Source organism: Roseateles asaccharophilus (assembly GCF_031458115.1).
GTDB lineage: Bacteria > Pseudomonadota > Gammaproteobacteria > Burkholderiales > Burkholderiaceae_C > Pelomonas > Pelomonas asaccharophilus_A.
The window spans coordinates 671,231-686,144 of record NZ_JAVDXV010000001.1 but is presented as its reverse complement, the minus strand read 5'-3'; the positions used below and the strand labels follow the sequence as shown (position 1 = coordinate 686,144).

The 14,914-nt window shown below is 67.5% G+C and carries 14 protein-coding genes and 1 tRNA gene; 3 read left to right on the top strand and 12 right to left on the bottom strand.

From position 1 onward, the window contains the following. Nucleotides 1-4: 4 nt before the first annotated feature. From uppS to rpsB, 5 genes are all read right to left on the bottom strand, one after another. The gene (gene uppS / locus J2X21_RS03080) at nt 5-730 is read right to left on the bottom strand and encodes a polyprenyl diphosphate synthase (RefSeq protein ID WP_404666574.1); all 726 of its coding nucleotides are present in this window, start codon (nt 728-730) and stop codon (nt 5-7) included. Nucleotides 731-741: 11 nt separating this feature from the next. Next, nucleotides 742-1,302, bottom strand: coding sequence for a ribosome recycling factor (frr, locus tag J2X21_RS03075; RefSeq protein WP_310324693.1), 561 nt, complete (start codon nt 1,300-1,302; stop codon nt 742-744). A gap of 72 nt (nt 1,303-1,374) precedes the next feature. Further along, complete coding sequence (gene pyrH / locus J2X21_RS03070) at nt 1,375-2,085, bottom strand: UMP kinase (protein WP_310324691.1); 711 nt, start codon at nt 2,083-2,085, stop codon at nt 1,375-1,377. A 92-nt stretch (nt 2,086-2,177) separates the two neighbouring features. Further along, complete coding sequence (tsf, locus tag J2X21_RS03065; RefSeq protein ID WP_310324688.1) at nt 2,178-3,071, bottom strand: translation elongation factor Ts; 894 nt, start codon at nt 3,069-3,071, stop codon at nt 2,178-2,180. A 69-nt stretch (nt 3,072-3,140) separates the two neighbouring features. After that, on the bottom strand, nt 3,141-3,887 hold the full coding sequence (rpsB, locus tag J2X21_RS03060; protein ID WP_310324686.1) for a 30S ribosomal protein S2: 747 nt from the start codon (nt 3,885-3,887) through the stop codon (nt 3,141-3,143). A gap of 308 nt (nt 3,888-4,195) precedes the next feature. Between rpsB and J2X21_RS03055 the strand changes: the two genes are divergently transcribed. Both J2X21_RS03055 and J2X21_RS03050 read left to right on the top strand, forming a co-directional pair. Then, nucleotides 4,196-5,446 carry an NAD(P)/FAD-dependent oxidoreductase gene (locus tag J2X21_RS03055; protein ID WP_310324684.1) on the top strand — a complete coding sequence of 417 codons (1,251 nt, stop codon included), beginning with the start codon at nt 4,196-4,198 and terminating at the stop codon, nt 5,444-5,446. Between the two features lie 10 nt (nt 5,447-5,456). Then, on the top strand, nt 5,457-6,809 hold the full coding sequence (locus J2X21_RS03050; protein ID WP_310324682.1) for an NAD(P)H-hydrate dehydratase: 1,353 nt from the start codon (nt 5,457-5,459) through the stop codon (nt 6,807-6,809). 3 nt (nt 6,810-6,812) lie between these two features. On the opposite strand, the gene rnr is transcribed toward J2X21_RS03050, so the two are convergent. Next, nucleotides 6,813-9,116: a ribonuclease R gene (rnr, locus tag J2X21_RS03045; RefSeq protein WP_310324680.1), complete on the bottom strand. Its 2,304-nt coding sequence runs from the start codon at nt 9,114-9,116 to the stop codon at nt 6,813-6,815. A gap of 68 nt (nt 9,117-9,184) precedes the next feature. On the opposite strand from rnr, the gene J2X21_RS03040 reads away from it, so the two are divergent. Then, nucleotides 9,185-9,269: transfer RNA gene (locus J2X21_RS03040), tRNA-Leu, on the top strand. Between the two features lie 142 nt (nt 9,270-9,411). On the opposite strand, the gene J2X21_RS03035 is transcribed toward J2X21_RS03040, so the two are convergent. The 6 genes from J2X21_RS03035 to hflK form a co-directional block, all read right to left on the bottom strand. Then, nucleotides 9,412-9,933: a phosphoribosyltransferase gene (locus J2X21_RS03035; protein ID WP_310324677.1), complete on the bottom strand. Its 522-nt coding sequence runs from the start codon at nt 9,931-9,933 to the stop codon at nt 9,412-9,414. A gap of 30 nt (nt 9,934-9,963) precedes the next feature. Next, complete coding sequence (locus J2X21_RS03030) at nt 9,964-11,295, bottom strand: adenylosuccinate synthase (protein WP_310324674.1); 1,332 nt, start codon at nt 11,293-11,295, stop codon at nt 9,964-9,966. A gap of 45 nt (nt 11,296-11,340) precedes the next feature. Beyond that, nucleotides 11,341-12,504, bottom strand: a complete 1,164-nt coding sequence (locus tag J2X21_RS03025) for an ATP phosphoribosyltransferase regulatory subunit (RefSeq protein ID WP_310324671.1) — start codon at nt 12,502-12,504, stop codon at nt 11,341-11,343. 75 nt (nt 12,505-12,579) lie between these two features. Beyond that, on the bottom strand, nt 12,580-12,762 hold the full coding sequence (locus tag J2X21_RS03020; RefSeq protein ID WP_310324669.1) for a DUF2065 domain-containing protein: 183 nt from the start codon (nt 12,760-12,762) through the stop codon (nt 12,580-12,582). Then, nucleotides 12,759-13,655 carry a protease modulator HflC gene (gene hflC, locus J2X21_RS03015; RefSeq protein ID WP_310324667.1) on the bottom strand — a complete coding sequence of 299 codons (897 nt, stop codon included), beginning with the start codon at nt 13,653-13,655 and terminating at the stop codon, nt 12,759-12,761. The genes J2X21_RS03020 and hflC overlap by 4 nt, the downstream gene beginning before the upstream one ends. A 15-nt stretch (nt 13,656-13,670) precedes the next feature. After that, the gene (hflK, locus tag J2X21_RS03010) at nt 13,671-14,873 is read right to left on the bottom strand and encodes an FtsH protease activity modulator HflK (RefSeq protein ID WP_404666573.1); all 1,203 of its coding nucleotides are present in this window, start codon (nt 14,871-14,873) and stop codon (nt 13,671-13,673) included. Between the last annotated feature and the right edge of the window lie 41 nt (nt 14,874-14,914).

Here is a 14,914-nt window from a genome sequence, read left to right as displayed (position 1 = left end):
GGATTCAGGCCGCTGCCGGCGCTTCCTTGACACCGCCGAAGCGGCGGTCGCGTTCGTGGAAGGACGCGATGGCCGCATCCAGTTCACGCTCGCCGAATTCCGGCCACAGGCAGTCCGAAAACACGAACTCGGTGTACGCGGCCTGCCACAGCAGGAAATTGCTGATGCGCACCTCGCCACCCGTGCGGATGAACAGGTCGGGGTCGGGTGCATGGGCCATGGCCATGAACTCCGACAGCTTGGCTTCGGTCAGTTCGGCAGCCGGCACGCCGGCTTCGATGGCCTTCTTGCAGGCCTGCACGATGTCCCAGCGGCCGCCGTAGTTGAAGGCGACGTTCAGCGTCAGCTTGCTGTTGTGCAGCGTGCTGGTCTCGGCCTCGTTCCACGCGTTGCGCAGTTTGTCGGACACGGCGTCGCGGTCGCCCACGATGCGGATGCGCACACCCATGGCGCCCATCTTGGCCAGGTAGCGGGACACCGCCGCCAGCACCAGGCCCATCAGGCCCGACACCTCGTCGCTGGGGCGCTTCCAGTTCTCGCTGGAAAACGCGAACACGGTGAGGTGCTCGATGTCGCGGTCAATGCAGGCCTGGACGATCTTGACGAGGGAGTCCACGCCCGCCTTGTGACCGAAGAAGCGCGGCAGGAAGCGCTTCTTGGCCCAGCGGCCGTTGCCATCCATGACGATGGCGACATGGCGCGGCGGCGCCGGACGGTCTTGCGCCACGATGGGGAGCGCGCTCAAACCGCCAGGATCTCGGCTTCCTTCGCCGAGATCACCTTGTCGATCTCGTTGATCACCCGGTCGGTGAGCTTCTGGACTTCGTCCAGGCTGCGGCGCTCATCGTCCTCGCCGATCTCCTTGTCCTTCAGCAGCTTCTTGGCCTGCTCGTTGGCGTCGCGGCGCAGGTTGCGCACGGCCACTTTTGCGTCTTCGCCGGCATTGCGCACTACCTTGGTCAGGTCCTTGCGGCGCTCCTCGGTCAGCGGCGGCATCGGCACGCGGATCAGGTCGCCCTGGGCGGCAGGATTCAGGCCCAGGTCGCTCTCGCGGATGGCCTTCTCGATCTTGGCGCCCATGCCCTTTTCCCAGGGCTGGACGGAGATGGTGCGCGCATCCAGCAGCGTCACGTTGGCCACCTGCGAGATGGGCACCATGGAACCGTAGTAGTCGACGCTGACCTGGTCCAGGATGCCGGGGTGGGCGCGGCCGGTGCGGATCTTCTGCAGTTCGCCCTTCAGCGCTTCGACCGACTTGGCCATCTTGGCCTCGGCGTTCTTCTTGATGTCTGCGGTGCTCATGATTGATACCTATGTCTTTGCGGGACGGACCGCCCGAGCGCAGCGAGTAGCCCTATCCCCAACTGATTAAGGTTAGACGTGGACCAGCGTGCCCTCGTCCTCGCCCTGCACGACGCGCTTCAGCGCGCCGGCCTTGAAGATGCTGAAGACCTTGATCGGCAGCTTCTGGTCGCGGCAAAGCGCGAAGGCGGCGCCGTCCATGACCTGCAGGTTGCGCGTGATGGCCTCGTCGAAGCTGATGCGGGCGTAGCGCGTGGCGCTCGGGTCCTTCTTAGGGTCGGCCGTGTAGACGCCGTCCACCTTGGTGGCCTTCAACACGATCTCGGCGCCGATCTCGGCGCCGCGCAGCGCGGCAGCGGTGTCGGTCGTGAAGAAGGGGTTGCCGGTACCGGCGGCGAACACGACGACCTTGCCCTCTTCGAGGTATTGCAGCGCCTTCGGGCGCACATAGGGCTCGACGACCTGCTCGATGCCGATGGCCGACATCACGCGGGCGACCATGCCCTCCTGGCGCATCGTGTCGGCCAGGGCCAGCGAGTTCATCACCGTGGCCAGCATGCCCATGTAGTCGGCCGTCGCGCGGTCCATGCCGACCGAGCCGCCGGCCACGCCGCGGAAGATGTTGCCGCCGCCGATGACGACGGCCACTTCCACACCCATCTGCGTCACCTCGCGGACCTCCTGCACCATGCGGACGATGGTCGCGCGGTTGATGCCGTAGGCGTCGTCGCCCATGAGAGCTTCGCCGGAGAGTTTGAGCAGGATGCGCTTGTACGCGGGCATGGTGTCCTCAGAATTCGGGGGCCTATGTGGCCCGGAAGTTTAAAGGGCGCCTCGGTGGTATTCCGGGCGCCCTTTCGCTTTCGCAAGAGTCTTTACTGACCCTTTGCAGCAGCGACCTGGGCCGCCACTTCAGCCGCGAAGTCGTCGACCTTCTTCTCGATGCCCTCGCCCACGACGTAGAGCGTGAAGCTCTTGACCGTGGTGTTGACCGACTTCAGGTGGGCGCCGACCGTCTGCTTGCCGTCGGCGGCCTTCACGAAGACCTGGTCCAGCAGCGAGACTTCCTTCAGGAACTTCTGCACCGAGCCTTCCACCATCTTGGCGACGATGTCGGCCGGCTTGCCGGATTCGGCAGCCTTCTCGGTGGCGATCTTGCGTTCCTTCTCCACCAGTTCGGCCGACACGTCTGCGCCCGACAGCGCGGCCGGCTTCATGGCGGCGATGTGCATCGCGACGTCCTTGGCGGCGACTTCGTCACCTTCGAACTCGACGACCACGCCGATGCGGGTGCCGTGCAGGTAGGTGGCCAGCTTGGAGCCGGTGTAGCGCTGGAAGCGGCGGATCGTCATGTTCTCGCCGATCTTGCCGATCAGGCCCTTGCGCACGTCTTCCACCGTCGGGCCGAAGCCTTCTTGCGACAGCGGCAGCGCCGACAGGGCGGCCACGTCAGCGGGGTTCTGCTCGGCGACCAGGCCGGCCAGCGCGTTCACGAAGGCCAGGAAGGCGTCGTTCTTCGAGACGAAGTCGGTCTCGCAGTTGACTTCGATCAGCGCGCCGTTGCCGCCGACCACGGCCGCGGCAACGATGCCTTCGGCGGTGATGCGCGAGGCAGCCTTGCCGGCCTTGTTGCCCAGCTTGACGCGCAGGATCTCTTCAGCGCGGCCCAGGTCGCCGTCGGCCTCGGTCAGCGCCTTCTTGCACTCCATCATCGGGGCGTCGGTGCGGGCACGCAGTTCGCCCACCATGCTTGCGGTGATAGCAGCCATTTCTCTTCTCCAGATTTCGGTTGGAAAAAGGGGCCGTGACGGCCCCTTTCAATGCAGGGTAGGAAGGGCTCAGGCCTCTTCGGAGACCTCGACGAACTCGTCGCCAGCCGGGGCAACGGCAGCCAGCACGTCGGCGGTGGCGTTTGCCTTGCCTTCGAGCACGGCGTCAGCAACGGCGCGGGCATACAGGGCCACGGCCTTGGCAGAGTCGTCGTTACCGGGAATGACGTAGTCGATGCCTTCGGGCGAGTGGTTGGTGTCAACCACGCCGATGACGGGAATACCCAGCTTCTTGGCTTCGGCAACGGCAATCTTGTGATAGCCGACGTCGATGACGAAGATGGCGTCGGGCAGCGCGGTCATGTCCTGGATGCCGCCGATGTTCTTTTCCAGCTTGGCGATGTCGCGCTGGAACAGCAGGGCTTCCTTCTTGATCGCGGGCTGGGTGCCAGCCTCGACCTGGGCCTGCATGTCCTTCAGGTTCTTCAGCGAGGTCTTGACCGTCTTGAAGTTGGTCATCATGCCGCCCAGCCAACGCGAGTCGACGTAGGGCATGCCGGCGCGCTGGGCTTCAGCGGCGACGAACTCACGGGCCTGGCGCTTCGTGCCGATCATCAGGATCGTGCCGCGCTTGGCCGCCAGCGAGCGGACGAACTTCATCGCGTCCTGGAACGCGGGCAGCGTCTTTTCCAGGTTGATGATGTGGATCTTGTTGCGATGGCCGTAGATATACGGGGCCATCTTGGGGTTCCAGAAGCGGGTTTGGTGGCCGAAATGGACGCCGGCTTCCAGCATCTCGCGCATCGTGACAGACATGGGTCTTCCTCGAAGGTTGGGTCTAAAATCCGGCCCGAATTGCGTTGCAGCGTCTGGAAACAACCGTTTCCTGAACACCGCAAGCCGCAACACCTTGATGTGGCCGGTTTGCGATTGATTGCAACGTGGCGCTGAACGCTTCAGCCGCCTTCATCACAACCGTTCTGCCGGGCCTGACCAGCACCAAATGTGCTGAGCCCTCCGGCAAAACCCGCAGAGTATACACAATTCATGGCCACCATCCGCCGACGCCGCTGCGCGCCTGCCCACACGACCAGCCTCCTGGTGATCGCCGTCCAGGTGCATCGGTGAGCCGCAAGGTCGCGGTGGTGGGCGCCGGGCTGGCCGGCGTGACGACGGCTTATGAACTGGCGGCCCTGGGTTGCCAGGTCCAGGTCTTCGAGCGCGGCGGCAGCGTGGCCGAACAGGCCAGCTTTGCCAGCAGCGCGCTGCTGGCCCCCTTCGCACCCGGCCTGAACGAGGCCGCGACTCCAGCACCCTTGACCTGGCGCTGGCGCCGCTGGCGCGCGGCGCGCGGTGACGCCGATGCTGCCTCGGTGCTGAGCGCACTGAGCCAGTTGAGCCTCGTCCGAACCACCGAGCTGCGCCAGACGCTGGGACTGGACGATGAAGCCGCCGAAGGCCTGTTGGTGGCGCTGACCGATCCGAAACACATCGCAGCCATCGAGGCCAAGCTGGAGAGCTGGCGAGCGCTGGGGCTGCGGGCCGCACTGCTGGACGCGGAGCAAGCCCGCCAGCGTGAACCCGGGCTGAACCGGGAGGCATCCCTGGCGGCCGCGCTGGCGTTCGCCCAGGGTGGCACCGGCAACGCCCGACTGTTCGCGCAGCAACTGCGCCACCAGGCACGCCGGCTGGGCGCGGGATTCCGCTTTCACACGACGGTGCGCGCCATCACCGCAGATGGCGCCGGGCTGACGCTGCGGCACGAGTACACCCCGCCCGCCGAGGCCCCCACCCGCACCGCGGAGCGGGACGCCGGCGACACGCAGCCGCACGCACCGGGGCCGCAGGACGAACGCTTCGACGCCATCGTGCTGTGCAATGGCCTGGAAGCGCCGACGCTGCTGGGGCGGCGTCTGCCGCTGGCCGCGCTGTGGGAGACGTCGGTCACCGCACCACTGAGACTGCTCGAGGCCCATCCGGATCTGGGGCCAAGAGCCGCCTGGCTGGACCTGGAGCGCGGCGTGACAGTGATCCGAACAGGCCAGCGCGTGCGGGTCACCGGCGGGCTCGTCGTCACGGGCACCAAGGACAAGGCCAAGCCCGATTTCGAGGCACTGCACCGCGACCTGCAGCACTGGTTCCCAGGCTCGGTCCTGCACCAGCAGGTGCAGCAAGGCCAGAGTCGCCGCGCGGTGGCGCCCGACGGCATGCCGCTGCTGGGCGCCAGCGGCACACCCGGCCTGTGGCTGAACCTGTCGCCCGGCGGCGGTGGCTGGGGCCAGGCCTGCGGTATCGCCCAGGTGCTGGCACAGCAGATCAGCGGCCAGACGCCGGCGCTGGACATCACCGCGCTGGGCCCGCAGCGGCTGGCCTAAGCTCCTGGGTATGCACGCGCTGCTGCCCACCACCGCCACGCTGCCGCTGTTCGACATCGCCGCCAGCCGGCGCATCGAGGCGCGCGCGCTCGTCCACTCGCCCGACCTGATGGAACGGGCCGGCCTGGCGGTGGCCAAGCTGGCGCTGGCGCTGCGGCGCGGGGACGGCCCGGTCTGGGTGGTCTGCGGCCCCGGCAACAACGGTGGCGACGGTCGCATCGCCGCACGGCGACTGGCCGAGGCCGGCGTCGCAGCCCACGTCGGCCATGCCGCACCGGAGCGCCCCAGCCTGGTCATCGACGCCCTGCTGGGCCTGGGCTTGAGCCGCCCACCAAACGCCGAAATGCTGGCGACGATGGCGGCCATGCAGGCATGCAGCGCACCCATCCTCGCCGTGGACCTGCCCAGCGGGCTGCTGGCCGACACGGGGCAACCCGCCGGCGAGCGGGCCGTGCGCGCTGACCACACGCTGGTGCTACTGACGCGGAAGCCTGGCCTGTTCACCGGCGAGGGCCGCGCCCATGCCGGACGCCTCTGGTTTGATGACCTGCGCGTCGCGCCCGACGAGGCGCCGACGGCTGACCTGCTGGGTCCCGCAGCACAGCCCCACCGCAGCCCTACCAGCCACAAGGGCAGCCACGGCCAGGTGCTGGTGGTCGGTGGCGCGCCGGGCATGCAGGGCGCGGCGCGGCTGGCCGCCCGAGCTGCACTGGCCTGCGGTGCGGGCCGGGTCTATCTGGACCTGTTGAACAGCAGACCCGACGAAGCCACGGACCCTGGCCAGCCGGAACTGATGCGCGGCACGCCGGCCGAGTTGCCGAACGCCTTAGGCGTCATCGGCTGCGGCGCCGGCCCGGCCATTGCGCATGCCCTGCCCGCGCTGCTGCAACAGCTGCCACGGCTCGTCATCGATGCCGATGCGCTGAACGCTATCGCCGCCGATCCGTCACTGCAAGGGCTGCTGCGGGGGCGCCCGGCTTCCGCGACGCTGCTGACACCGCATCCACTCGAGGCGGCGCGCCTGCTGGGCCTGGACACGGCCGGAGTGCAGGCCGACCGCCTGCGCGCAGCGCAGGAGCTGGCCGGGCGACTGGGTTGCACCGTGGTGCTGAAGGGTTCTGGCAGCGTCATCGCATCGCCCGATGAAAGGCCTGCCATCTGCGCCAGCGGCGGGCCGGCGCTGGCGACGGCCGGCAGCGGTGATGTGCTTGCGGGCTGGCTGGGCGGCCTGTGGGCGCAGCAGCCCGGCGCCAGCGCCCATCGCATCGCCTGCGCGGGCGTCGACGCCCACGGCCGCGCGGGCGAGGTCGACGGCGTGCTGCGCGCCAGCGACCTCATCGCCCGCCTGCCCGACGGGCGCTGACGCTCAGCGGCGCTTGCGCGTCGCCGCCTTGGCGGCCGTCTTCTTCGCGGCCTTGGTGGCCGCACGCTTGGCCGCCTGCTGCGCCGCCTTGACCGGATGCAGGCCGGCAACCACCTCCTTGCGGCTCTTCTTCACATCACGGTCGGCCTGACGCACTTCGTCCAGCGCCTCGACGGCGGTCTTGGGCGCGCGTTTCTTCGCCGGCGCCTTGGGCGCAGGCTTGCCTCGACTCAGCAGCCGCGCCTCGTCGGCATCGCGCACCAGGCGGAAGTCGATGCGGCGCCCATCCAGGTCCACACGGCTGACCTGCACCTGAACGCGCGCGCCGGTGGCGTAGCGGATGCCAGTGCGCTCGCCGCGCAGCTCCTGGCGCGTGTCGTCGAACTTGAAGTACTCCCCGCCCAGCTCGGTGATGTGCACCAGGCCTTCGACGTAGAGCGCGTCCAGCTGCACGAACAGGCCGAACGATGTGACGGCGCTGACCGTGCCAGCGAACTCCTCGCCCAGACGGTCGCGCATGTAGCGGCATTTCAGCCAGGCCTCGACATCGCGGCTGGCCTCGTCGGCACGGCGCTCGTTGGCGCTGCAATGCGCGCCGACGACCTCCCAGCGCTCGGCCTCGTTGCGCGCCTCCGCCGGGTTGGGCGGCGGCGGGCGACCGGGGCGCTTGGGCGCCTGCGGCACGTTCATCTTGCTGGCGTCCAGCACGTACTTCTTGCTCGCCAGCAGCGCCTTGATGACGCGGTGCACCAGCAGGTCCGGATAGCGTCGAATGGGGCTGGTGAAGTGCGTGTATGCCGGATAGGCCAGGCCGAAGTGGCCGGAGTTGGTGCCGGTGTAGATGGCCTGCTGCATGGAACGCAGCAGCATCTGGTGGATCTGCTGCGCGTCCGGGCGGTCCTTGGTGGCCTCGGCCAGCTGCTGGAATTCGCGCGGCGCCGGGTCGTCGGAGATGCCCAGCGCGATGCCCAGCGAGCGCAGGTAGGCCTGCAGCGTCTGGCGCTTCTCCGGCGTGGGGCCTTCGTGCACGCGGTACAGCGCGTGATGCTTGTTGGTCTGGATGAAGTCGGCCGAGCAGGTGTTGGCGGCCAGCATGGCCTCCTCGATCAGCCGGTGCGCATCGTTGCGGGTGCGCGGGATGATTTTCTCGATGCGGCCGTTGTCGTCGCAGACGATCTGCGTCTCGGTGGTCTCGAAGTCGATGGCGCCGCGGCGCTGGCGCTCGGACAGCAGCGCACGATAGACCTCGTGCAGATGCAGCAGATGCGGCACCAACTCACGCCGCTTCGCCGCTTCAGGCCCGTGCGTGTTGCCGAGGATGGCGGCCACCTCGGTGTAGGTGAAGCGCGCGTGCGAACAGATGACCGCCGGATAGAACTGGTAGGCGCTGACGGCACCGTCGCTGGACACGAGCATGTCGCAGACCATACTGAGGCGGTCCTCGTACGGGTTCAGTGAGCACAGGCCGTTGGACAGCTTCTCCGGCAGCATCGGGATGACGCGGCGCGGAAAGTAGACGGATGTCGCGCGCTCGTAGGCATCGGCGTCCAGCGGCTCGTTCGGCTTCACGTAGTGCGACACATCGGCAATGGCCACCAGCAGGCGCCAGCCCTCGAAGGCCTTCTTGCCCCGACCGACCTTGTAGGGCTCGCAGTAGACGGCGTCGTCGAAGTCGCGGGCGTCCTCGCCATCGATGGTGACCAGCGGCACGTCGCGCAGGTCGATGCGGTGCTTCAGGTCGGCAGCGCGCAGTTTCTCGGGCAGCTTGGCGGATTGCGCCAGCGTCTCGGGGCTGAAGCGGTGCGGCACGTCGTACTTGCGCACAGCGATCTCGATCTCCATGCCAGGATCGTCAATCTCCCCTAACACCTCGACCACACGGCCCACCGGCTGCGAATACAGCGACGGCGGCTCGGTCAGCTCGACGGCGACGACCTGACCCGCCGTGGCATTGGCAATGCCGTTCTTGGGGATCAGGATGTCCTGGCCCATGCGCCGGTCTTCGGGCGCGACCAGCCAGATGCCCGACTCCAGCAGCAGCCGGCCGATGATGGGCCGCTTCTTGCGCTCGAGGATCTCCAGCACCTTGCCTTCGGGGCGGCCGCGCTTGTCGAAGCGCACCACGCGCACGCGCAGGCGGTCGCCGTGCATGACGGCGTGCGTCTCCTGCGAGGACAGGTAGATGTCCGAGGAGCCGTCGTCAGGGATCAGGAAGCCGTGGCCGTCGCGGTGGCCTTGCAGCGTGCCCTCGATCTCGCCGAGCAGCCCTGCGCCATCGCCCGTAGGCGACGAATTTGTGTTCTTCAAGTTTTTGATGATATAGTCTCGGTTTTCCTGAAACGGCTCAGGACTTCAACAGAAGTTTTGAGCACCTTGCCCAGGTGGCGGAATTGGTAGACGCACTAGTTTCAGGTACTAGCGGGTAACTCCGTGGAGGTTCGAGTCCTCTCCTGGGCACCAAAACAAGAAATGAAAAGGCCGACGCGAAAGCGCCGGCCTTTTTGCTTTGGTGCTCGGGAAAGGCGCAAAAGGTCTGGCGCCAGGAGCCCGAGGCCCTCGACGGGCGCTTCAGCGATTCGTGCCTGGCGCCCACCGTCATGCCTCAGACGACGAATTTCTTCGCCAGCGCCTCCGGCCCCATGCCGTCGTATTCCTCGAACGGCTGGTGGATCCACGGCGAGGTTTCCAGCATCTCGCAGTAGTAGTCCGGCGTGTAAGCCGAGACCTGCTTGGTCCAGATGACCGCGGAGCGCAGTTCGGTGATGGCAGGCATGCCGCGCAGGCGCTCGACGACGGCCTTCAGCGTGACGCCGGAGTCGGCCAGGTCGTCCACCAACAGCACGCGGCCGGCCAGCTCACCCTTGGGCATGGTGATGTACTTGGCCATGTCCAGACGGCCCTGGATGGTGCCGGCTTCGGCGCGGTAGGAGCTGGTAGACATGATGCCCAGCGGCTTGTCGAACACGCGCGACAGCACGTCGCCCGGGCGCATGCCGCCGCGGGCCAGGCACAGGATCTGGTCGAACTCCCAGCCGGAGGCGTGTACCTTGAGTGCCAGACGCTCGGTCAGCAGGTGGTACTCGTCCCAGGAAACGTAAAGGTGTTTGCCGTCGTCGGTCAACATGGTGGTGTTGTCTCCGTGGTTTGATGGTGATCAGGCGGAATACGGATGGCGCAGCACAATGGTGTGCTCGCGGTCGGGGCCGGTGGAGACCATGTCGATGGGTGCACCGATGACCTCCTCGACGCGCTTCAGGTAGGCGCGCGCGTTGGCCGGCAGCGCATCCCAGGACGTGGCGCCGAAGGTGGTCTCGGTCCAGCCCGGGAAGGTCTCGAAGATGGGCGTGCAGGCTTCGATCTCGTCGGCATCCAGCGGCAGGATGTCGGTGGTCTTGCCGTTCAGCTCATAGCCCACGCACACCTTGATCTCGGCCAGGCCGTCCAGCACGTCCAGCTTGGTCAGGCACAGGCCGGTGATGCCGTTGATGATGATGGAGCGCTTCAGCGCGGCAGCGTCCAGCCAGCCGCAGCGGCGCGCGCGGCCAGTCACGGTGCCACGCTCCTGGCCCACGGTGGACAGGTGGTAGCCCACGGTGCCCGGCGCCTCCCAGTCCAGCTCGGTGGGGAACGGGCCCGAGCCTACACGCGTCGTGTAGGCCTTGGTGATGCCCAGCATGTAATGCAGCAGCTGCGGGCCCACGCCGGCACCGGCGGCGGCGTTGCCGGCCACGCAGTTGCTCGACGTCACGTAGGGGTAGGTGCCGTGGTCGATGTCCAGCAGCGTGCCCTGCGCGCCTTCGAACAGGATGTTGGCGCCGGCCTTGCTGGCCTTGTGGATCATGTAGCCGACGTCGGCCAGCATGGGCTTGATCTGCTCGGCCATCTTCATGGCCTGCTCGAAGATGGGCTCGAACTCCAGCGTCTCGCCCTTCAGGTAGCCCGCCAGCGCGAAGTTGTGCAGGTCCAGCAGCTCGCGCAGCTTTTTCGCGAAGCGCTCGGGATGCTTCAGGTCCTGGGCGCGCAGCGCCCGGCGGGCAACCTTGTCCTCATAGGCCGGGCCGATGCCCTTGCCGGTGGTGCCGATCTTGCCGCTGCCGCTGGTCTCGCGCAGCGCCTCGCGCGCTTTGTCGACGGCGACGTGGAAGGGCAGGATCAGCGGGCAGGACTCGCTGATGAACAAACGCGAACGCACGTCGACACCGGCCTTCTCCAGGCGCTCGATCTCGCTCAGCAGGTGGGTCGGGTCCAGCACGACGCCGTTGCCGATGTAGCAGGCCACGCCGTCGCGCATGATGCCGCTGGGGATCAGCTGCAGCGCCGTCTTCACGCCCTTGATGACCAGCGTGTGGCCGGCGTTGTGGCCGCCCTGGAAGCGCACGACACCTTGCGCATGATCGGTCATCCAGTCGACGACCTTGCCCTTGCCCTCGTCGCCCCACTGGGTGCCGACGACGACCACATTGCGTCCACGCGCGGTTTGGCTCATGTTGATTGCCTTGCTTGCTTGAAAAGGGAATGTGGGTGCCGCGCCTTACAGCGTGCGGACAACCCAGCCAGTGTGCTCGCGAACCAGTTCGCGGTCACAGTCGAATTCATCGGCCTCGTGCTCATGGCCGGGCAGCACACACACCACGGTCTCGCCCTGCTCGCGCAGCGCCCGCACGGCCTGGCGCAGCGAGGCATCCTCGCCCCAGGGGGCGCGCACGGCGGCGCGCAGCGGCGTGGGCGTGACCAGCGTGACCAGCGTCTTCAGGTCCAGGCTGAAGCCCACGGCCGGGCGCCGGCGGCCGAACACGGCACCGACCTCGTCGTAGCGGCCGCCACGCAACACGGCGTCGGAGCAGCCCTGGGCATAGGCCGCGAAGCGGATGCCCGTGTAGTACGCATAGCCTTGCAGATCGGCCAGGTCGAAGCCCAGGCTGATCTCGGGGTGGACGGCGGCCAGATGGCCGGCCAGCCACTCCAGGTCGGTCAGCGCGGCCTTGATGAGCGGGTGACCGGGCAGGCGGCGCGCGGCTTCCGCGAGCACCTCGTGGCCACCGTAGAGGCTCGGCAGCGCCAGCAACGCGTCACGCACGGCGGCGGGCATGTCGGCCGTCAATGTGGCCAGCACAGCCATGTCCTTGGCAGCCAGCGCGGCGGTCAGTGCATCCAGCGCATCGGGGGACAGTGTGGCGCCATCCAGCACCCCTTGCAGCAGACGGGCGTCGCCCAGGTCCAGCATGACGTTCTGCAGGCCGGCACGGCGCAGCGCGTCCAGCGCCAGGTCCTGCACTTCCAGGTCGGCCTCCAGGCCGGCGTGGCCATAGATCTCGACGCCGAACTGGAGTGGCTCGCGGCTGGTGTTGAGGCCGTCCGGCCGCGTGTGCATGACGGGGCCGCAGTAGCACAGCCGGGTCACGCCCTGGCGGTTCAGCAGGTGGGCATCGATGCGGGCGACCTGCGGCGTCGTGTCGGCGCGCAGGCCCAGTGAGCGGCCGGACAACTGGTCGACCAGCTTGAACAGCTTGATCTCGGAACCGCTGCCCGTGCCGGACAGCAGGGAGTCCAGGTGCTCCAGCAACGGGGGGATGACCAGTTCGCAGCCATAGCTGCGGGCCATGTCGAGCAGCTCTCTACGCAGCTCTTCGATGCGGCGAGCCTGCGACGGCAGGACATCGGCGATGTGCTCTGGCAGCAGCCAAGCAGAGGACATGGGCGCGAAGCGGGGCGGTTAAAAACGGCATTGTACCTATGCCCTCCCCGCCTTCGAAGCGCCCCAGCCTTCAGATCAGCGCAACCAAAGCAGTCCCAGCAATCCCATCACGATGCTGATCAGCCCGATGAAGCGGATCTGGCCATCGCTCATCGCCAGGATGCGGCTGAAGGCTTCGCGCCAGCGGGCCGGGCTGATGAAGGGCATCAGCCCCTCCAGCACCAGCACCAGCGCGACCGCCGTCAGCAGTTCGGTCATTTGCGGGCTGGTGCCGCGCCCGGTGCTGCGCCCGAACCGCGCATGGCCTTGAAGAAGTCGCTGCTGGGGTCCACCACCATCACGTCGCTCTTGTTGCGGAACGTGACGCGGTAGGCTTCCAGTTGGCGGTAGAACTGCGCGAACTGCGGATCGCGGCCGAAGGCTTCGGCGTACAGCGCGGACGCCTTGGCATCGCCTTCGCCCTTGATCTTCTGCGCGTCGCGGTAGGCCTCGGACACGATGACTTCGCGCTGGCGATCGGCGTCGGCGCGGATCTTCTCGCCCTCGGCGGCGCCGGTGGAGCGCGCCTCGTTGGCGACGCGCTTGCGCTCGGACTCCATGCGGCGATAGACCGAGTCGGTGATGTTGGACGCGAAGTCCACGCGCTTGATGCGCACGTCCACGACCTCGATGCCGAACTGCTTGGCTTCGTCGGCCAGGCGGGCGCGCACGTCCTGCATGACCTTCTCGCGCTCGGTCGCCAGCACGGCGATGACGGTGCGCTTGGTCACTTCCTCGTTGAACGCAGCCTGCACGACGGGCGCCAGGCGGTTCTCGACGTTGCGGAGGTCGGCACCGCTGTTGCGGATGAACTGGCGCGGCTCGACGATGCGCCACTTGATGAGCCAGTCGATGACCAGGCTCTTCTTCTCGGCGGTGAAGATGGGACGCGACTCGGGGCTGTCCAGCGTCTGCACGCGGCGGTCCAGCATGACCACGTTCTGCAGCGGCGGCGGCAGCTTGAACTTCAGGCCCGGCTCGGTGATGACTTCCTTGATCTCACCCAGCGCGTAGACGGCGGCGAACTGGCGCTGGTCGACGATGAAGAGCGTGGACGACAGCAGCATCAGCAGCACGAGGGCGCCAGCGATGAAGGCGGCAATACGGTTCATGGCTTGGATCCTCGATCAGCGGCCGTCGCGGCTACGCTGGTTGTCGCGGCTGCGCAGGTCGTTGGTGTTGGGCAGCGTCTGCGCCTCGGGCAACATCGCGCTGGGCTGGGGCGGCGACACCGTCACGGTGCCGCTGCCGCCCTGCTGCAGCAGCTTGTCCAGCGGCAGGTACAGCAGGTTGGAGCCGCTCTTGCTGTCCACCATGACCTTGCTGACGTTGCTGTACACCTGCTGCATCGCGTCGGTGTAGAGGCGGTCGCGCGTGACCTGCGGTGCCTTCTGGTACTCGGTCAGCACGCTCTTGAAGCGCTGCGCATCACCCTCGGCGGCGGCGATGACGCGCGCCTTGTAGCCCTCGGCCTGCTCGCGCAGCTTGGCGGCTTCACCCTGGGCCTGCGGCACGATCTGGTTGGCGTAGGCCTCGGCCTCGTTCTTGATCTGCTCGCGGTTCTGCCCGGCCTTGAACGCGTCGTCGAACGCGGCCTGCACCTGTTCGGGCGCCTGCACGCTCTGCACGTTGACGTTCTTGATCTGGATGCCGGCCTTCAGCCGGTCCAGCTGCGTCTGGATGGACTTGACCAGGTCGGCCGCGATGGCATCGCGCTGCTCGTACAGCACCGAGTCCATCTTGCTCTTGCCGACGATCTCGCGCACGGCCGATTCGGCCGCCAGCGTGACGGCGTCGCGCGGCTCGCGGTTCTCGTACAGGAAATCGCGCGCATCCTTGATCGTGTACTGCACCGTGAAGCGGATGTCCACGATGTTCTCGTCCTGCGTCAGCATGGACGAGTCGCGCAGGCCGGTGGCCGCGACGACGGAATTGCGGCCAACTTCGACCTGCTGCAGCTGCGTGACCGACACGATCTCGTGCTGCTGCAGCGGATACGGCAGGCGCCACTGGAAGCCGGCTTCCACGGTCTTGCTGTACTTGCCGAAGGCCGTGATGACGCCCTGCTGGCCTTCCTGCACGATGAAGAAGCCGCTGGCCAGCCAGCCCAGCACGACCACGCCGGCGATCAGGCCCAGGCCGATGCCGGCGCCCTTCATGTCGGGTGCACCGCCACCGCTGCCGTTGCCACCGGTCGGGCCGCCGGACTTGCCGCCGAACATGCCGGACAGCTTGCGGTTGAAGTCGCGCCAGAGTTCGTCGAGGTCGGGCGGGCCGTCGTTGCGGCCGTTGTTCAGCAGGCGCCCGGCGGCGCGGGCCACCGGCGTCATCAGACGCTGGGCCCAGGGGCTGCGGGACGGGGTATTGGATG